20 protein-coding genes are annotated in these 17,635 nt (G+C 63.6%); 14 read left to right on the top strand and 6 right to left on the bottom strand.

All coding sequences use genetic code 11. The annotated features are described in order from the left end of the window. Window positions 1-60: 60 nt before the first annotated feature. The gene (locus VH571_RS15275; protein ID WP_423265270.1) at window positions 61-672 is read right to left on the bottom strand and encodes a hypothetical protein; all 612 of its coding nucleotides are present in this window, start codon (window positions 670-672) and stop codon (window positions 61-63) included. A gap of 235 nt (window positions 673-907) precedes the next feature. On the opposite strand from VH571_RS15275, the gene VH571_RS15270 reads away from it, so the two are divergent. Further along, complete coding sequence (locus tag VH571_RS15270; RefSeq protein ID WP_423265269.1) at window positions 908-1,387, top strand: MarR family winged helix-turn-helix transcriptional regulator; 480 nt, start codon at window positions 908-910, stop codon at window positions 1,385-1,387. 157 nt (window positions 1,388-1,544) lie between these two features. Then, window positions 1,545-2,441: a glycoside hydrolase family 6 protein gene (locus tag VH571_RS15265; RefSeq protein WP_423265268.1), complete on the top strand. Its 897-nt coding sequence runs from the start codon at window positions 1,545-1,547 to the stop codon at window positions 2,439-2,441. 199 nt (window positions 2,442-2,640) lie between these two features. On the opposite strand, the gene VH571_RS15260 is transcribed toward VH571_RS15265, so the two are convergent. Both VH571_RS15260 and VH571_RS15255 read right to left on the bottom strand, forming a co-directional pair. After that, a complete protein-coding gene (locus VH571_RS15260) occupies window positions 2,641-2,982 on the bottom strand; it encodes a hypothetical protein (RefSeq protein ID WP_423265267.1) in 342 nt (113 codons plus the stop codon). Next, complete coding sequence (locus VH571_RS15255) at window positions 2,979-3,161, bottom strand: hypothetical protein (protein ID WP_423265266.1); 183 nt, start codon at window positions 3,159-3,161, stop codon at window positions 2,979-2,981. Before VH571_RS15255 ends, VH571_RS15260 begins: the two co-directional genes overlap by 4 nt. An 85-nt stretch (window positions 3,162-3,246) precedes the next feature. On the opposite strand from VH571_RS15255, the gene VH571_RS15250 reads away from it, so the two are divergent. The 8 genes from VH571_RS15250 (at window position 3,247) to VH571_RS15215 (ending at window position 7,755) form a co-directional block, all read left to right on the top strand. Then, complete coding sequence (locus tag VH571_RS15250; protein WP_423265265.1) at window positions 3,247-3,582, top strand: hypothetical protein; 336 nt, start codon at window positions 3,247-3,249, stop codon at window positions 3,580-3,582. After that, a complete protein-coding gene (locus VH571_RS15245) occupies window positions 3,579-3,755 on the top strand; it encodes a hypothetical protein (protein WP_423265264.1) in 177 nt (58 codons plus the stop codon). The genes VH571_RS15250 and VH571_RS15245 overlap by 4 nt, the downstream gene beginning before the upstream one ends. Window positions 3,756-4,220: 465 nt before the next feature. Beyond that, the gene (locus VH571_RS15240) at window positions 4,221-4,421 is read left to right on the top strand and encodes a hypothetical protein (protein WP_423265263.1); all 201 of its coding nucleotides are present in this window, start codon (window positions 4,221-4,223) and stop codon (window positions 4,419-4,421) included. Window positions 4,422-4,500: 79 nt separating this feature from the next. After that, complete coding sequence (locus tag VH571_RS15235) at window positions 4,501-5,427, top strand: ArdC-like ssDNA-binding domain-containing protein (protein ID WP_423265262.1); 927 nt, start codon at window positions 4,501-4,503, stop codon at window positions 5,425-5,427. Between the two features lie 1,024 nt (window positions 5,428-6,451). Next, a complete protein-coding gene (nrdH, locus tag VH571_RS15230; protein ID WP_423265281.1) occupies window positions 6,452-6,745 on the top strand; it encodes a glutaredoxin-like protein NrdH in 294 nt (97 codons plus the stop codon). Then, entirely contained in the window at window positions 6,746-7,054 is a 309-nt protein-coding gene (locus VH571_RS15225) for a hypothetical protein (RefSeq protein WP_423265261.1), read from the top strand. 74 nt (window positions 7,055-7,128) lie between these two features. Then, window positions 7,129-7,338: a type II toxin-antitoxin system HicA family toxin gene (locus VH571_RS15220; protein WP_423265260.1), complete on the top strand. Its 210-nt coding sequence runs from the start codon at window positions 7,129-7,131 to the stop codon at window positions 7,336-7,338. Between the two features lie 9 nt (window positions 7,339-7,347). Next, window positions 7,348-7,755, top strand: coding sequence for a sigma factor-like helix-turn-helix DNA-binding protein (locus VH571_RS15215; RefSeq protein ID WP_423265259.1), 408 nt, complete (start codon window positions 7,348-7,350; stop codon window positions 7,753-7,755). A 247-nt stretch (window positions 7,756-8,002) separates the two neighbouring features. Here the strand turns inward: VH571_RS15215 and VH571_RS15210 are convergent, their stop codons facing one another. Next, window positions 8,003-8,737, bottom strand: a complete 735-nt coding sequence (locus VH571_RS15210; protein ID WP_423265258.1) for a DUF1963 domain-containing protein — start codon at window positions 8,735-8,737, stop codon at window positions 8,003-8,005. A gap of 1,147 nt (window positions 8,738-9,884) precedes the next feature. Between VH571_RS15210 and VH571_RS15205 the strand changes: the two genes are divergently transcribed. Further along, on the top strand, window positions 9,885-11,285 hold the full coding sequence (locus VH571_RS15205; protein ID WP_423265257.1) for an SIR2 family protein: 1,401 nt from the start codon (window positions 9,885-9,887) through the stop codon (window positions 11,283-11,285). 297 nt (window positions 11,286-11,582) lie between these two features. Here VH571_RS15205 and VH571_RS15200 read toward each other — a convergent pair whose 3' ends face one another. Continuing rightward, a complete protein-coding gene (locus VH571_RS15200; RefSeq protein WP_423265256.1) occupies window positions 11,583-11,789 on the bottom strand; it encodes a hypothetical protein in 207 nt (68 codons plus the stop codon). A 43-nt stretch (window positions 11,790-11,832) separates the two neighbouring features. Beyond that, window positions 11,833-12,252 (bottom strand): hypothetical protein, encoded by a 420-nt coding sequence (locus VH571_RS15195; protein ID WP_423265255.1) that lies wholly within the window; start codon window positions 12,250-12,252, stop codon window positions 11,833-11,835. Window positions 12,253-12,555: 303 nt separating this feature from the next. Between VH571_RS15195 and mobF the strand changes: the two genes are divergently transcribed. Genes mobF through VH571_RS15180 form a run of 3 tightly spaced genes read left to right on the top strand, consistent with a single transcriptional unit; the run spans window position 12,556 to window position 17,592 of the window. Then, window positions 12,556-16,356, top strand: a complete 3,801-nt coding sequence (gene mobF / locus VH571_RS15190; RefSeq protein WP_423265254.1) for a MobF family relaxase — start codon at window positions 12,556-12,558, stop codon at window positions 16,354-16,356. 55 nt (window positions 16,357-16,411) lie between these two features. Next, complete coding sequence (locus tag VH571_RS15185; RefSeq protein WP_423265253.1) at window positions 16,412-16,726, top strand: transcriptional regulator; 315 nt, start codon at window positions 16,412-16,414, stop codon at window positions 16,724-16,726. Next, on the top strand, window positions 16,723-17,592 hold the full coding sequence (locus tag VH571_RS15180; RefSeq protein WP_423265252.1) for a nucleotidyl transferase AbiEii/AbiGii toxin family protein: 870 nt from the start codon (window positions 16,723-16,725) through the stop codon (window positions 17,590-17,592). The genes VH571_RS15185 and VH571_RS15180 overlap by 4 nt, the downstream gene beginning before the upstream one ends. Window positions 17,593-17,635 lie beyond the last annotated feature (43 nt).

Here is a 17,635-nt window from a genome sequence, read left to right as displayed (position 1 = left end):
GAAAACCAGGAGGGTCGTGCCTGATGGTCAGGCACGACCCCAAATTTGGTGAGTAAGGGTCTAGCTGGCGTAAGCCCAGGTGAGCGGGAGCGATGCCTGCAGCCCCTGGTAGGTGTTACCGGCCGTGGAGGCAAGCGTCACCGCGAACGTGAAGCCGGTGCTCGCGCCGGCCGCTGCCGCCGGGAGGGTAATGGCGCTCGAACCGGCCAGAGCGGTAGCAGTACCCGAGTAGACGGTGGTGCCGGCGGTGGTGTTCGTGATGACCACATTCAGCTTCGCGCACAGGTCAGTTGCCGACCCATTCGCGGCGCCGTTGTTCGACTGCGTGCAGCTGGTGCCCGGGGTCAACGTGAACGTGTTCGCCGCCACAGTGCCGGTGTTCTTGATCGTCACGGTGCTGGTCACCGTCTGCCCGGGGATCATCGTCGTCGATCCACCGAACTTGTTGATCGTCGAACACGTGGCCGTGTTCGTCGAGATCGTTCCACCATCCGTGCTGAGGCACGTCACCGGAGTCGTCCCCGAGCTCTGCTCCTGCATCACGAGCGAACCGGTCGCCGCCGTGTTCTGGCTGTTCGTAATCGACGCAGCAAAACCAGACAGGGTTCCCGTCATCGACGCCGACAGCAGCACCGCGCCCAACACGCCAGTAGCCAGAGCAAGAGGGGCCAAACGTACACGCTTAGGCCGGGACAAAGAACGAGACACAACGACTCCTGGGTCGACAAGAAAAACGGGCAAAAAGGGGGGATGTCCGCCAAGGAGAGAGAGCCCCTTGGCGTAGTCCCTCTAGTGTCAAACATCTCTTTAGATAAACAAACCCCCACAAATGGGGCATATTATTCACTTTTCAAGAAGATCATTCCAATTTACAGTCTTGGTACGCCCCTTGAAAGGAAAGCTGACTGTGAGTGTTCTGACTGCCCTCCCCCTTCCCCACACCGATGATGACCTGTGTGGCGACGCCCCCACTGTCCGTCTCGCTGCCGCGTTCCACGAAATGGATCGAGCCCATCGGCGCCTCTACCGGCAGATCTCCAAGGACCTCGGCTTCAGCCAGATCGAGCTCACGGCCCTGATGGCAGTTGGCGACAGCCTCCTGTTGACCCCGAAGGCGCTGTCCGAAGAGACGGGGCTCACTACGGGCGCGATCACGGCGATGGTCGACCGTCTCATGAACGCCGGCTATGTCTTCCGGAAGCCCAACGTCCGCGACCGCCGCAGCATCATCATCTACCTCACCGATCGAGGCAAGGAGACCCTTGACGTCGTCCGTGACCGCTACGAACGAGCCTTGTTGACGGTCCTTGATGAGGCGCCATGCCTGGCAGGTGTTCATACGTCTCAGTGCTTGAGGAGCGCCGCCCACATCTTGCTGACCGCCTAGTAGGGGTTTAGTGACTCAGCGCACCCGGCTTTTGCACCGCTACCTCGGTGCCGTCGCAACAATTGCGATGGGGGTGGCCGCCGGAGTGTCTGCGACTGCCGGCCCATCGTTCACACTCTCTCCCGAGCCTCACGCGGATGCCCCTTTAGAGGCCCCCGTGACGATCCAGAACGAACCCACGTCGATGATCTTCGAGGGCGGCCTCTACCGCGAAAAAGACAGCCTCGCGGCTCGCGCGGCGAAGAGCCTCCGCGACAAGGGCAACGATCGTGCCGCAGCAGCCGCCGACGAGATCGCGCAGACGCCGGTCGCGATGTGGCTCGGCGACCAGTACAGCGTCGCGAAGGTGAAGAAGGTCGTGAGCGCGAACGTGARAGCGGCCGARGCCGAGGGCACCACCCCGGTGTTCGTGCTCTACGCGATCCCGAACCGCGACTGCGGCGACTACTCSGCCGGCGGCTGGAGCGCCGAGGAGTACCCGATCTGGACGCAGGCGATCGCCGACACCCTCGAGGGCCACCGTGCGGCCGTGCTCATCGAGCCCGACTCGCTCGCGATGCTGAGCAACTGCCCCGACGAGACCGACCGGCGRCTCCCCCTCATCAAGAAGACCGTCGAGCAGTTGAAGGCCGCGAAGATCCCGGCCTACCTCGAYGCCGGCAACTCGAACTGGGTGCAGCCCGACGTGATCGCCGAGCGGCTCGACAAGGCCGGCATCGAAGACGCCCGCGGCTTCTTCACCAACGTCGCCAGCTTCTAYGGGGTCGACGACGAACGCGCCTTCGCCGAGAAGGTGTCGGCACTGACCGGCGACTCGCACTACGTGATCGACGTCTCGCGCAACGGCCAGGGCTGGAAGGGCACCTGGTGCAACCCCGACGGCGCAGGGCTCGGCCAACAGCCGCACGCCACCGACGGCACCACCGGGCTCGACGCACTGCTCTGGGTCAAGACCCCCGGCATCAGCGACGGCAACTGCAACGGCGGGCCCGACGCCGGCGTGTGGTTCGCCTCGTACGCCGAGCGTCTCGTCCGCAACGCGGCCGGGAGCTGAGCGCCCTCGACCGAAGCCGGAGCGGCGAACCGCAGGTCCGACGGTCTCGCACACCCAGCCTCGGGTAACCGCTTCTCGAATACCCCCAAGAGTGCCTTGGAACAAAGCACGAGATGCTCTAGGGGAAGACAGGACCTCCGGTCGTCTCGATAGCCGATCGGCTATCGAGACGGTCACGCCCCCACATCTAGGCGGCTAATTAACCGGCGCTGCCGGGCACCTTCAGATTGAACGAGCCGAGGGACCATCCAGTGATATCCGCCAGTGCGCCTCGCCACAGGCCTACCTCCTGGTAGTTCGTGCCAGTAACGATGCGGGCGTTTTTCATGTGCAGAAAACCGCGAGCCAGCGCGGGGATCTCCAGTTTTTCGCGTCGATCGGCTCGCTCCAAGCTGTCCTTATGGCCGAACTCGAACACTTCCCTCAGGCCGCCCGAACCGTTGCCGCCGGTGATGTTCTGTTCGTACTGGTCAAGCACGGTAGCCAGCCACTCCGTGCGGCTGATCGCAAGGCCAGAAACGATTGCGCCGTTAGAGGTCACAGTGAGACTAAGGATCCCTCTGCGCGATCGTCCTTACGCCCAAGGGCCATGTCGAGCAGGACGTCGAGGTACCAGTCTTTCGGCTCCACATCCTCAAAGGTGAGACCGTCTGGATCTGTCTCCGGGCTCCATGGTGTCGGGGTTTTTTCGGGGCTGGGAGTTGTGTCGGCTTCGGTCATGATGTTCTCCTATCGGGTTGACCGAGACAGTACCGGCGAGCCTTAGTTATTAGTCAGTGTCGGGGGTGCCTCTTACGCTCCCGTCGTGGGTGTTCAGGGATCAGGAGAAGCCGCCGCCAAGATTCTGCGCCGGCCGACTCCCTCCCACCCTCTCGCCGTCCCGCCGGCACCCGGCACGTTCGGGGTGTGGCAGGTGCGCCGCGTCCGCGACGCACCGCTCGGCTACGTCCTCAGCCGCACCGAGCACGGCGTCGTGGTCTATCACTGCTATGCCTACGGCCGCGATGATGCCGGTGGCCGCCCGTGGCTACGCCGCACGGACAGCCTGAACAGCGCTGTCGCGTGGATGATCCAGCACGAGGGCGAACTGTCAGCCCTCAGTAGCTCCCTGCACCCCGAGCCTGACGAGTGGCCGGCATGAGCGCGGGTAGCGTCGACCTCGTGACCTGGTTCGTTCGACACCGCCCCAAGGGCGACGCCACCGCCGACGCGGCCGTCATGGAGATTCAAGCGGCGACGCCGGTCGACGCGATCGCGCAGGCCCGCGCGACACTCCCTGAGGGCCACGTCCTGACCTCTATCGCCCCGTACTGACCATTCACGTCCCGTGTACTGTCCACGTCACCGTTCTCCCCCCAGGGCGGTAGGGCGCCGCCAGTGACCCCCCTCATGCGGCGGCATGTAGCCCCCGACTCGTAGCCCCCGGGCTCGTCGGGGGCTTCGCTCTGCCCGGGACCGCACTCGAGGCGGGTCTTTGAGAAGCATGCCGGCAAGCCGGCAGGTCGCTGCGCTCCCGGATGGAGCAGCGGAGCTGCCCTGTGAGGCCCTTCGGGCCTAGTTCTTATTGCCGTGAAGCCTGCGGCATCGTATGTCCGTTCGTGGGCCGTTCAAGTGGCTTCGCCACCGGTTCCCCCGACAAGTGCGGCCGCGGTCGCAAGCTCCCTTATTTCGGGCCGAACTTCTCTCCTCCACCGCCCTGCGGGTTGCACAACCCCCGCCCGTCCAGCTCGACACTTCGTGCCTTCACGGCAAAAAGAACGAGAGGGAGAGGAAGAGCACATGCAGAAAATCACCACAGTCACCACGACGGTTCCGACCGGAGACGACGACGGCCCCATGCGCGGAACTCAGTTGGCGCAGCGGGAACAGGACCTAGCCGCCCACGGTCGGGCCGGGTACTCACTTCACAACACCCAGACGGTGACCGGTCAAGAGCGCGTGACGTTCGTGGACACCCTCACCCGCGACGACAGCGAGTGACACCAGGTGGGAGGGGACAACACCTAATTGCCCCCTCCCGCCTCTCATCCTCACCGATCCAGACCAAGGAGCCAAGACCATGACCACCGCCACCGCCACCGCCACCCGCACCAAGAAGACCGCCACCCGCAAGCCTGCCAAGAGCATCGAGGAGAAGAAGGCCCAGGCCGAGGCCCTCCACGCGTCGATCGCGACGCAGGTCGAGCAGCTGCGTGAGTCCGACCGCTGGACCGCGTTTCTGACCTTCGCGCAGGCGTTCCACGCCTACTCCCTCAACAACGTGTTGCTGATCCTCTCCCAGAGCCCTGAGGCGTCCCGCGTCGCTGGTTTCCGCAAGTGGCAGGGGTTGAACCGTCAGGTTCGGAAAGGGGAAAAGGGCATCCGCATTTTCGGGTACTCGACCAAGAAGGTGACCGAGGAAGACGAGAACGGCGACGAGGTAGAGAAGAAGATCGCCCGGTTCCCCATCCTCTCCGTGTTCGATATCGGACAGACGGAATTGATCGACCCCGAGGCGGGTGACCCCGGCACCATCACGGCTCAGCTCACCGGCGCCGACGACCACGGCATCGTGGACGCCCTCAGCACCTACCTCGAAGGCGAGGGGTGGACGGTCGAGCGTCGCGCCATCCAGGGGCAGAAAAACGGCTACACGCTCCCCGAAGAGCTGACTGTCGTTGTCGATTCCGACCTCACCCCTGAGCACGCGGCGAAAACCCTCATTCACGAGACCGCCCACATTCTTCTTGACCACACCGAGGACATGGAGGAATACGCAAGCCACCGCGGGCTCATGGAGACCGAGGCCGAGAGCGTCGCCTACGTCGTCGCCGGGCTCGTCGGGTTCGACACCGCCGCCTACTCGGTCGGCTATATCGCCGGGTGGGCCGACGGGGATACCGACCTCATCAAGTCGACCGCCTCGCGGGTGCTCCGCACCGCGCACCAGGTCGCCGGAATCCTCACCCCCGAGGACGAGGCCACGGACGACGAAGACGACGCCTAACCCGTGTGCACCCAGCCTGAGTAATTAGTCCAATGGCGGCCGAGTCTTCCGCAGTTGGTAGATGACCATTCCTGCACTCATGAGGCCGATCGCAACGAGAACCCAGCCTATGAGACTGCCAATAAGAATGATGATCAGGCCGCAGATAAGCGACACGAGCGCGCCACCAACTTGCCATAGTGCGTCACGTGTACTCATGCGGTGATTCTCGCACCCAGGAGCCAGCGACGGAGCGCCGCCGAGCTGACCCGCCACGTTCCCCAGGGGTGAATGGCCGGCCCCGCCCGTGACCGGGCGGGGCGAGGTTCAGCCCTCGCGCTCCTGCGCCGCGCTGCGGCGTAATGGAGCCGGTGACGGAGCGCCGGCGCTGTGTCGGCCCCTGCCGGGGCCTCGTGTTTTTACCGTGAAGCCTTCGGCAGCATACGGAGGTCCGGGCTCCGCGCAAGCGGCAAGCCGCCAGCTCCTCCGACAACTTCGGCACGCGGTCGCAAGCTCCCTTATTTCGCGCCCAACTTCTCTCCCCTGCTGCCCTTCGGGTTGCATTACACCCTCCCCTCCTGCCGGCGATTTCATCGCCTTCACGGCAAAAAAACGTGGAGAGGATGAGGAGCAAGAACCGACCACCATCGACACCGACACTGCACAGGCTTTCGGAGACACGTTCAACGACGGGCTACTCATGAATCACGTCGGGCCACGGCTTACGTGCACAGAGGTCGAAGCCCTCGCCGGGATGCTCCGCACCATTGGATCAGGCCACGCCGCAGACCGATGGGTCGCCGCTCACGCAGTCGAAGACGAGGAGGGCGATCTGCACTACGAGGGTGATGCTGTCGGGTATGTCTGCAAATCGTGTGGCGGTCCTTCCCCGGTCGGAGTCGGATACGTCAGTGACGAGCCGGGAGCAGCAGAGGCGTCCGCGGAACTCACTCAATGCCGATGCGGTCAAAGCCAGCTCACTACAGAAACCAATTAACTAAATGCCTAGCCCCCCTCGCGCTTAAGATACTAGGGGGACTAATCTATTAGTACAACGAAAGACAACCGAGGGGGTTGGGTCGTGATTACCGTTTACTCAAAGCCGAACTGTATGCAGTGCAAAATGTCCTACCGGGCGCTGGATGCGAAGGGCCTCACGTACCAGGTGATCGACGTGACCGAGAGCGACGCCGCTCTCGAATACGTCAAGGAGCTGGGCTACCTCACCGCCCCCGTCGTCGTCGTGTCCGAGCACGACCACTGGGGAGGATTCCGCCCCGACCAGATCAACCGGGTAGCTGCTGGGGGAGCGGGCGAAGACGAGACCGTGGGAGCGTGAATGATGGACTCGACCTCATGGGCGGAAGAGGAAACACCCCCGCCACCCACTGACGCGGACGCCCCCTCAGAGCACGAAGACCCCGCCGAGGGGATCAACCCGTGGGAGCTCACCGAGCATGAACGGCACATCTACGAAGCCGGATTCATGGCCGGGTACTTCACCCGAGACCCCGAAGTCGCCCAGCTCGACCGTGAAGCCGACCGGCTCTACCGGGCCGCGTTCGATCACCGTAACTGTGCCTGCTGGAAAGGGCACCGCGGCATCATCCCCAACGTCAACCCCTGGTCGAAACAGTCGAGCCATTGAGGCCCAACAACTACTGGCAATAAAGAGACTAGCCCCACTTGTATTGCAGCGACTAGGGGGGCTATACTAGTCTTGTGCCGAAACCGCAGAAGTACCGAGACGTGGTGAAGTTCTTGAAGACCCAAGGATGGGTTTTCCTGCGGCAGGGAAAGGGCAGTCACGAAATGTGGGGCCTCCCGGATGAAAGCGTGAAAGAGATCATTCCCGCCTATGGGGAAGTGTCCGCAGGAGTCGTCGGGCAGCTGATCAAGAAACTACCGAGCAACCCGACCAACTGGCGATAGGAGCCACCGATGACTGATGTACGCCGCCTAGAAGCGACCGCCCGCCGAGACGGCAAATGGTGGTTTATCCAGATTCCCGAACTCGACACCGTGGGCCAGGCCCGCCGCTACAACGAGATTCACGACGTCGCCGTGGAGGTCGCCGCCCTCTACCTTGACGTGCCCGAGACCGGCGTCGACGTGCACGTGACCGTTCACGCCTCCGAGCAAGCCCAAAAGCTTTGGGAGGACGCCGCCCAAGCCGAAGAAGAGTCTCGGCAGGCGCAGCAGCGTTCCGCGCAGCTCCGACGAGAAGCCGTCCGCCTCGCCCGCAACGAGTCGTACACGTACGAGGCGGCCGCGGCCGCGTTCGGTATCTCTCGCGCCCGGGTGCAGCAGCTCGAAAAAGACACCGCCCGAACCTCAGTCGCCTCCTAAGTCAGAGCGTCGACGATGGGGGAGAGCGCGGTATTCCACAGCAACTGCCTCCGCCCTGCAGGAACGACGAAAGAATTACCCGAGAGCTGCTCAAGCGTGTCCTGTTTCTCCGGAACGCCGTTTATTCTCGGGTGCCCCCGACCGGGCGGTACCCGGCCGCCCGTGGACGTTCGGGCACGGGGGTTAGTCCCTGGCACACCTCAAGCTGGTCGTTTCAGGTAGCTGAGCATGCGAAGCGGGCCTTTTCTTAGTCAGTGCGGACGATGCACCAGGCGCGATCAAAGGCGCGAGCTTCGAGGTCGTTTTTTCTCATCCACACCTCGAGGGGTGAGGCGTCCCCAAACCATCCCTCGAGCGTCGTCCAGCTTTCAATGTCTGCGATCAGGCGGTACTCATCCCCAGGTATCTCGAGTGGGAGGCACCGAGGCAGGATCTCGTGCAGGGGGAGTTGGTCACCAGCTTGGCTGTGGCCGTACAGATGAGTGACGGGCAGTGGGATCGCCTGAGGATCCTGCGTTCGCTGGAAAGACCAGGCCCGCTGAAACTCCTCGTTGGCCTGCTCCGCTGCCGCGAATGCCCTGTCGGTGGCCCCCATCACGTCGCTTGATGCTGGGATCGAGAACGTCGCTAGGGGGTCAATGACCTGACAGACGGAGGATGGAAGATCAAGGTTGTCGGGTCCGTCGGTCAGGTAGTCGAGGCTTGGGTCCGGCAGCCACTGAACGAGCCATCCGCCCGATAGTGCGTCTTCGGGGTCGTATCCGTAGGTGAGGGTGAGGTCGTGGAATATCTGGAGGACGCCCTCGGTCGGTAGGCCGTCTTTCAGGATGGGCCAGTCGGCCTGCTCCGGGAGGTCCAGTTGGTCTGCGGCTTGTAGATGGAAGGTGGCGACGTGCGCGAGGGGAGTGCCGTCAGTTCTTCGTGGCCACTCGTCGAGGGTGATGCCGGCCGCTGGCCCACCAAGCCACGAGGGGCCGGCCATACCTGGCCAGAGATCCTGGCGTAGCTCACGGTCCCCGGGGGCGAACGGTTGTTCTGTGTAAGCGACACTGAATTCAAGGTTCTCAACGAGAGGGGCGTCCCTGAATTGCGTCCCGCTGAGCCATTGAACGACAGCAGGCCGGTTGAGGTGGATCGGAGCCTGGTGGCTCTCACTACGAATCATTCGAGCGACTTCCTTAGCGGTGCAGCGCTGCTAAACGCAGGAGGCTTCAGCGGTCGGGAATCAGTATCGGTCCAGACGGGTGCGCACCCACTGCATTCCGATGCGATTGAAGAGGCAAACGCTAATAAAGGGCTGTCTGGCCGGAGGCTGACCGCGAACCCACACCCCGATCGTTCTGGATTCTGAGGGCACGCCGATTGGAGAGACCTTCCTGATTCGGCAGCGCCGACAAGCTTCACCTCAGGCAAATGGGCGACGATATCCAGAACTTGACATAACATAGATTATCGGCGGTCTTTAGTTATTTGGTCAGCGACGTTGCGGCCGTGTGTCGTCGTTGTTGTCCGGAGTTTTAGTCGGAGCGCGCCCCTCGTCCTTGAGGCGCGCGCGGATTTATTTCAAAGCTGAAGCAGTCTGAGTAGCAACGATGTCCTTAATGATGTCTGAAATAAATTCGGCTACGTTTTGGCAAATCCAATTAGAGATAGCTTCCATAACAGACCTCCCTTCTTCTGCTAGCCCGAGGGCGTGGATGGTGGTGATTGCTGCGCAGATGGAGACAACGAAGATAATGCCCCTAGCTAGCCAAGAAGCGGCACTAACCGTTCTCAACCAGGGTCGGATTCGAACCGACCACATGCTTCGCACACTTGTTTAATTTTTTTAATCGTAGCATACGCGTATTTCAATGTCAAGTGATTGAAGCAAGCTTGCATGTGCGGCGGCGTGGCTTGACGGGGCAATCCGATCCGTTGGCATTGTGATTCTTATGTCCTCGCGATCTACTGCTGTGATCCTCGGCGCCGGCTCGTCAGCTGACGCTGGGCTTCCTCTCACTAGCGCCCTTGCTGAACGTATTGTTCGGCAGAGTAACGAAAGCAATCTCGGTCGTAGCTGGTCTCGAAACAGCGGAACGGAGCCGGGCGCGCCCTGGGTTCAAGCCCTAAATTTCGTTTACGGATCCATGGTCGGCTATGTCGCCGATTCGGGGCAAAATCCGCTTTCGGCTGTCAACATCGAACGACTTGTCAGCGCTGTGAGGCTTCTTCAAAACCGTGAAACTCATGAGGCCGCGCCGTTTGTGGGCACATGGAAGCAGGGCGCCTTGGGATTTGGGCCTCAGGCTAGGCGCGGCACCGGGAACCGGCGGCTGAAGGACTCGGTTTCGGACATTCTCGTCGGAAAACCTTTCTCTGATCAACGCTTACACGACGTAATAGCTGACATCGCGCGCGACGTCACGAGCGGCTCGCCAGACGTGTTCCTGCAGGTCGAGACCGAGATCCTAAAGGGCATTAAGCGGAACCTTGGCTCTCCGGAAGACGTGTCTTACTTGGCTTCTATCGCCGACTTGTCGAGGGAGCAGAGAGGCGTCGATGTTGTGACCTTGAACTACGACACGACTGTCGAAATGGCATGTGCATCGGTCGGAGTTGACGTTGATACAGGAATCGATCGTTATCGACCTGGTGTGCCCCTCCGGTTTGATCGCCGAGACTCGGTCGTGAACCTTTACAAACTTCACGGATCCTTGACCTGGACAACCCAACCCGAGACTTCAAATGGCCGGGTGGGTCAACAGTCGAGACGGTCATCAACTCTCGCCCCAGAAATTCGCGTTGTGGACGTAACAGGTGACGAGCTTCCATGGATCGTCGTTGGTGATCGGGAGAAACTCTCGACCGACGGGCCAACGCTATCGCTGATGCGCGCTGCCGAGGAAGCTTTGAACCGGAACGACAATCTAGTCGTAGTCGGGTATTCGTTTAGCGATGCCCACATCAACCAACTCATTCGAAACTGGATGCTCTCCGACGATGGCCGGAGTCTTGTGGTTCTCGAGCCGCACTGGGCAGTGAGCAACAGCGGTGAGGACACCGGGGTTCGCTACGACTTCCTAAAGGAGTACAACGGATCGCCCCGCGGTCGTGAGATGGCTAGTGCCAAGCGCCGATTCACGCCCGTTGAAGGGTATGCGGCCAGCAGCCTTGCGATTGCCCTTCGTGCTCGCCCCGAAGAAGACCCAACCATCTGGCTGACTGCGAGCCGGGATGCAAGCACCGAGAACAAAATCATTGTCCGCAACGTAGGGCCAAGGCTTGATCGGATCCAGATATTTGGTCGAGAATCTCAGACAAATCGGACCGTCAGCATGGCCTCGTCTTTTGAAGCGAGCCAGCACCTAGGGCCGCCAAGTAACTATGCATCGTCCGCATCATTTGATGCCCTCGAGCCCGGGGAGTCAGTAGCGGTGTACGGGCCAACTCAGATGACGGATCCAGTGGCAGGCTTGCAGATCTACGCCGCGACGATCATAAGAGATAGTGAGTTCGAGGTGCCTGTGGAAGCACCAAGAAGTGATTGAGGCTATCCGGCGTGTGCGTCGATGGGATCGACCGTGACGGCTAGAAGCGAGGGTGATCGGTTTTGGTCTCACGTGGTGAGAGGACCAGCGGCGGATGACTGCTGGCTTTGGACGGGGGCGATCTCGGACGACGGCTATGGCCGGTTCTGGGTTCGGCGTGAGGCGGGTCAGCAGGCGGTGCGCCCACAGAGGTACGCGTACGAACTCGCCACCGGCGAACCGCTTCCTACGTCGACGCTTCTTTTGCACTCGTGCGACATTCCAATTTGCGTCCACGCATCGGCCGACCTGGACGTGTCACATGTGGCTCCGGGAACGCATCGGGAGAACATGCTCGATCGTGCGCAGCGTGGCCGCTACCGGAACCGGCACACGCTCCGGCTGGGGGAACTCCCCCGCCAAGTGCGCGTGCAACGCTCCCTCGATCTCCGCGCTGTCATTCTCGACCACGGTTGGCAACCTGAGCTCATCAGCGCCGCGCTTCTCGGGGTCGAGATCACTCACCCACGACTGTTCTGACTCCGCGCCAGCCAAACTCACCTAACGGTTACGCGGGGCTGCGTACCTCGTCGTGCTCGCTAGCCATCACCTTGGCACTGTCTGACGACGGCGCCAGAGTGGTCGATGACGCGGCAGTCTTCCGTGTGGTGGAGGTTTTCTTGACATCGCGGGTGGGAATACCGAGCCGGTCGGCAACCTCATTGCGGGGCACGCCTAGGTCGAGCATGTCTGCAATCACCCGGTCGGCTTCAGCCCGAGACGCGGCAAGGCGTTTGTCACCGCGGGCCCGCACAGCAGCAAGCTCCTTCTCGATTTCTTCCTGGATGGTCTCGAGGCCGTCGGTCGCGACGAAGTAGTCGACGGCGAGCTGTTCGAGTTTGTCTTGCTTTTCGCGGAACGCGGCCGCTTTTTCTCGGGCTCGCTTGCGGGCGGCGGTCTGGGTGGCGGATTTGCGGACTTCAGTCATAACGGTTCTCCCCTGATCGAATCGGCCCCTCCAGTATGCCCACCGGACGGAACGATTCCGGTCCGCGGCGTGAGCGGTGCAGCCCCTCCCCCGCTATCGGTGGTGATAAAACCGGTTCGGTCACGGAACGTCGACTGCACATCGGCGACTTCGCTCGTGCCTCGCTACATCTCCTCACCCGTGCAGTCTCTGTCCCGTGACCGCGTGATCTCATTCGATCACGGCCGATCGATCCCTCGTTCCTCGCTCACTAGGTCGTCACACCTCTGGCATTACGAATCAGTGAGGTAATCTGACCCAGTGATGACCATGCATATCCTCTCCGCGGGAGACGGGTATGCGTACTACACCAGCGAGACCGCGACGGCCGACATCAAGCGCGATCCCGGCCGCGAGCTGGGCGACTACTACACCGCGGACGGCAACCCTCCCGGCGTGTGGGTCGGGTCCGGACTCGACGCTCTAGGTGTCACGGGCACTGTCTCTGAGGAGCAGATGAGGGCCCTCTTCGGTGAAGGTCTCCACCCGGACGCCGACCGGATCATTGCCGACGCGCAGGCGTCAGGTAAGACCGCCGACGAGGCGCAGGCCATGGCAAAGCTTGGTCGCGCCTACTACTCCTACGAGCAGGGCGGGACGGGTCTTCGCGCTGCCATTGACGAGGGGTACGCCCGGTTCCAGCGGACGGAACACCGCGAGCCCGACGTCGAGGAACGGCGCGCTATCCGTGTCCGTGAGGGCGCGCAAGCGTTCCGGCAGGCGAAAGGCCGGCCCCCTGCCGACAAGGAGGAGCTGGGGCGATTCATCACCGCAGCGTCCCGCCCGACGCAGCAGGCCGTGGCCGGTTTCGACCTCGTGTTCTCCCCCGCTAAGAGTGTGTCGACGCTCTGGGGTCTCGGGGACAACGACACCCGGAAGGTGATCGAGGACGCCCACGAGGCCGCTATCGCCGACACCGTGAAGTACCTCGAAGACGAGGCCATCGCCACCCGAGCCGGTACGAACGGTGTCGCTCAGATCGACGTCGAAGGCGGTCTCATCGCGACCCGGTTCCGCCACTACGACTCCCGCACCGGAGACCCGCAGCTTCACGATCACATGGTCGTCGCGAACAAGGTCAAAGGCTCCGATGGGAAATGGCGCACCATCGACTCCAAACTCCTTCACCGTCAAGGCGTGGCGGCCTCTGAGTTCTACAACCAGCGCGTCATGGACCGCGTGACCGAAGATCTCGGCGTCACGACCGAACTCCGCGAGGTCACCCGGGGCAAGCGCCCCGTGGTAGAAATCGCGGGCGTGGACGACCGCCTGACCACGGGGTTTTCCACCCGGTCGGCGGGCATCAAAGACGCCATGAAGAAGCTCGAACAGGACTACCGACGCGACCACGGCCGGCAGCCCGATCTCAAGGCTCGAGTGCAGCTCGCTCAACAGGCGACCCTCGACACCCGCCCCAAGAAGGAGACCGCACGCTCCCTGGCGGACCTCCGTGCCGCCTGGCGGGAGCGTGCCACCAGGACAGTCGGCGCTCGTGTTGTCGACGGGATTCTCCGCGACGCCAGGGCAGCCGTCCAGGGCGACAACACCGGAGCCGGCACGGCCGAGCGTGTGTCGATCGAACAGGCGTCCGCCCGGGTTGTCGAGACCGTCTCGGAGCATCACGCCGTGTGGGGGCCGCACATGATCGAGGCCGAGACGCGCCGCTTCGTCCAGGCCGAACGGTCCAAGGGGAACGTGGTCGAGGGCACGGTGGAGCAGATCACCAAGCACGCCCTCACCACCGACTCGATCGCTGTTACCCCGCCCGCCCCGCACGGAGCGTTCCAGCCCCTTACCCGGAAAGACGGGGTGAGTATTTACGAGCACAAGGGTTCGCAGCTCCTCACGTCTAGGACCGTTCTCGTCGCAGAAGACACCCTCCTGGGCGCCGCCCGAGACCGGACCGTGCGGCCCGTCAGCCGGGAAACGTTCGACCGGATCGCGGAGGCCGAGGGCAGACACCTTGACGCCGGGCAGCGCGCTTTGGCCGGGGACTTTGCGACGTCCAGCAGCCGCCTCGTCGTCGGTACCGGCCCTGCCGGCACCGGCAAGACCACCGCCCTGCAAGTCGCTGCGCGAGCCGTCGAAGCCGAGGGCGGCCGCATGATCGGCCTCGCGCCCTCCGCCGCCGCAGCGGACGTCATGGCCGACGCTATCGGCATCGAGGCAAACACCATTCACTCCTTCACCCACGGCAAAGGCACCCTGACCGAACTCCTCCACGGACACGGACCCCTCGAGGGCGTCGACCTGACACCAGGAGACGTGATCGTGGTCGATGAGGCCGGCATGGCCGGCACGACCAACCTCGCGAAAGTGACCCGGATCGCGGAACGCCACGGCGCACATGTGCGGCTGATCGGTGACGACAAGCAGCTCTCCGCGGTCGAGGCCGGTGGGGCGCTGCGGCTGTTGGAGCACGAGGTCGGATCGGTGAAGCTCGAAGTACTGCACCGGTTCACTAACCGCGAAGAAGCGGAAGCGACCAAGCTCCTCCGCGACCCCACTGGCACCGGCGACCCGTTCGCCTGGTACGTCGACAACGGCCGCGTCACCGGCGGCACCATTGACCGGATGACGGCTGACGTCTTCTCGGGTTGGCAGCACGACACCGACGCCGGGCTGCAGTCCGTCATGGTCGCCAAGACCAACGCCACGGTGTCGGAGCTCAACGGTCGCGCGCAAGCGCTCCGCATGTCCCAGGGCCTCGTCAAAGGCCGTCAATCTGCACCGCTCCACGATGGCCTCTCGGCCTACCGTGGCGACACGATCGTCACCCGGCAAAACGACGCCCAACTCAAGACAGGCGGGGGCCGGGACCGGGTGAAAAACAACGACGTCTGGACGGTGGAGAAAGCCCACCAGGACGGCTCCCTGACGGTGACGAGCGTCAAGAGTGGCGCGAAGATCACCCTGCCCCGTGAGTACGTCGAGAAGTCCGTCGAGCTGGGCTACGCCTCGACCCTCCACCGCACGCAGGGAATGACCGCCGACACCGCGCACGTCCTGGCCGACGCGTCGACGTCGCGCGAGCTGGCTTATGTGGGCCTCACTCGTGGCCGGCACGAAAACCACTTGTACGTCGAGACCGAAGAGGCGCAGCCGGTCTCCGAGGTGCTTGCGTCGATCGCTCGCACGTCCGACGCCACGGTGTCGGCCACCGAGACGATCCGGAACGAGCACGCCCGCGTCGATAACCTCGTCACCCTGATCGACCAGTACGGCGATGTCACCGAACGCGCCGACGCGCTGAGGTTTGCGAAGGTGGCCGATCAGGCCCTTGGCCACGACACAGCAAGCGCGCTTCGGGAGCACGAAAGCTGGGGATCTGTTGAAGCTGCTCTCCGCCAGGCGGAGGCGCAGGGCATCGACCCGGCCGACGCCCTCTACCGGTCGTGGACCGAGCGCGACCTGGACGGGGCCAAAGACCGGCCAGCCGTTCTCTCGGCCCGCATCAATGCAAATACAGCCGAGTACGTCGACGCGCTTCCCTACGACCGGGAGCAGCAGCCCCTGGCCGTCCCGGCATGGATTGCCGATCGCCGCGCGCTCGACTCCGAGCACACCGCCCCCGACTGGCGGGAACACCTGCAGGAGCGGTACGACTACCTCGAAACCCGCCTCAAGGAGAGGGGCCAGGCGATCGCGGCCGACCAACCCGAGTGGGCGGCCCAGCTTGGTGACGTCCCGGCCGGCGACAGCCGCCGCACGCAGTGGACGCAGCTCGCCGCCGAGGTCGATGTGTTCCGGGAACGCTACCGAGTGCCCGCCGACGCCACCGAGGCAATCCCGGCCGAGTACCGCGACCGGGCCATCGGTGCGGACCTCGCCTCCCGGGTCACGGCGCTGCACAAATCGTCACTCCTCACCAAGACTCCCCCCGCGGCAACGGAGCAGCAAGAACGTCGCGACCTGCTGCGAAAAGCGGGCCTTCTTGGTCCTGCCCGCACGCCTGGGCCCGGCACCGCACCGTCCCGTTCCGGAGTGGACGAGCAGCAGCGCGCCGCCGATCGCGCTCGAGCAGCGCAACAGGCACGGGACCACGACAGCGACCTGGGACTGTGACCCCTACCCGCAGACACGCCTGTACGAGACAATGAACACAGGAGAGGAGCACCTCATGAGCGAACGAATCCTGTTCCGGGACGTCAAGCCGTACGACACCCCGACGACTCTTCATGCCCTCCAGGGTCCGGCCGGCGGAATCCTCGAGCTTCCCTTGGCGGCCTACTGGGGCCCCAACCCGGTCGTGGACCTCGACACATTCGACGGAGTCGACAAGGCCTACACGGCCCTGATCAGTAACGGCCGCACCTCCGACCAGGAGGCCTTGATGAACCGTGACCGCCTCATCGCAGTCTGGCCAGAGCTTGCCCTGCCCGCGCGCGCCCAGTCGATCTGGGAATCCCGGTTCCCGGAGCTCCAAGCCAGTTGAACGACGACCGCGACCTGCAGCGCGCCGTCACGCAGGTAGCACTCTCGGGTCTCGATGAGTACCGGTTCGCCCTCGCCGGATCCGGTGCCATACGTGAGCACGGCATCGTCGACCGCCTCACCCGCGACGTGGACCTCTTCACGAACGTCTGGGATGCGGCCGCGTTCCGGGACGCCGTCAACCACGTCACCACCACCCTGACCGATGCCGGCTACACCGTCGACCGGGCACGCGAGACCGACATGTTCGCCACCCTCCACGTCGCCGACCGCTCAGGCGCGATCGTGGACGTGGACCTGTCCTACGACTGGCGCGCCCAGGATCCGGCCCAACTCCAGGTCGGTCCCGTCCTCGCGGTCGATGATGCGGTGGCGGCAAAGGCCGGCGCGATCTACTCCCGCGAAGAACCCCGCGACCTCATTGACGTCGACGCGATCCGCAGCTCTGGCCGGTACACCGACGACGACCTAGTGCAGCTGGTCGCCGGCCGCGACGACGGATTCGACCCGAGCATCTACGCCGACCAGCTCGAGATTGTGTCCCGCCGACCTGACGCCCGGTTCCACGACTACGGCATCACCCCGGAGCAGCTCGTCGGTCTCCGCCAACGCACCCACGAGTTCGCGGAACACATCCGCCACCCCGAAGCGACGACGGACAAGGTGAGCGCCACCGACCAACTGCGGGCGCTGTCAGCCGAGGAACGCCTCGACCGGCTCCGCACTGCTGGCTACCTGGCACCCGCGAGGGACCTCGCTTCTGGCCCTTCCCCAGGGCCTTATTCCACCGGCACCCCGGAGCAGCAATCGATCATCCGCCGCGCTCTCCCCGAAGCCCAACCGCCCGGCCACGACCTCGACTTCTGACGCATTCCCTGGGGCGGTTTGTGTAGCTGGTGGAAAATCCCAC

Source organism: Frondihabitans sp. 4ASC-45 (genome assembly GCF_049472575.1).
Lineage (GTDB): Bacteria > Actinomycetota > Actinomycetes > Actinomycetales > Microbacteriaceae > Frondihabitans.
Note: the sequence above shows the minus strand (reverse complement) of the source record. Positions and strands in the feature narration are given on the sequence as shown.

What these genes read in the sequence shown, in the direction of transcription:
- VH571_RS15255 (WP_423265266.1), bottom strand. Translation starts at nt 3,161, where the DNA reads ATGACCGAAGCCGACACAACTCCCAGCCCCGAAAAAACCCCGACACCA.
- VH571_RS15245 (WP_423265264.1), top strand. Translation starts at nt 3,579, where the DNA reads ATGAGCGCGGGTAGCGTCGACCTCGTGACCTGGTTCGTTCGACACCGC.
- VH571_RS15240 (WP_423265263.1), top strand. Translation starts at nt 4,221, where the DNA reads ATGCAGAAAATCACCACAGTCACCACGACGGTTCCGACCGGAGACGAC.
- VH571_RS15235 (WP_423265262.1), top strand. Translation starts at nt 4,501, where the DNA reads ATGACCACCGCCACCGCCACCGCCACCCGCACCAAGAAGACCGCCACC.
- VH571_RS15225 (WP_423265261.1), top strand. Translation starts at nt 6,746, where the DNA reads ATGATGGACTCGACCTCATGGGCGGAAGAGGAAACACCCCCGCCACCC.
- VH571_RS15215 (WP_423265259.1), top strand. Translation starts at nt 7,348, where the DNA reads ATGACTGATGTACGCCGCCTAGAAGCGACCGCCCGCCGAGACGGCAAA.
- VH571_RS15210 (WP_423265258.1), bottom strand. Translation starts at nt 8,737, where the DNA reads ATGGCCGGCCCCTCGTGGCTTGGTGGGCCAGCGGCCGGCATCACCCTC.
- VH571_RS15205 (WP_423265257.1), top strand. Translation starts at nt 9,885, where the DNA reads ATGGTCGGCTATGTCGCCGATTCGGGGCAAAATCCGCTTTCGGCTGTC.
- VH571_RS15195 (WP_423265255.1), bottom strand. Translation starts at nt 12,252, where the DNA reads ATGACTGAAGTCCGCAAATCCGCCACCCAGACCGCCGCCCGCAAGCGA.
- mobF (WP_423265254.1), top strand. Translation starts at nt 12,556, where the DNA reads ATGACCATGCATATCCTCTCCGCGGGAGACGGGTATGCGTACTACACC.
- VH571_RS15185 (WP_423265253.1), top strand. Translation starts at nt 16,412, where the DNA reads ATGAGCGAACGAATCCTGTTCCGGGACGTCAAGCCGTACGACACCCCG.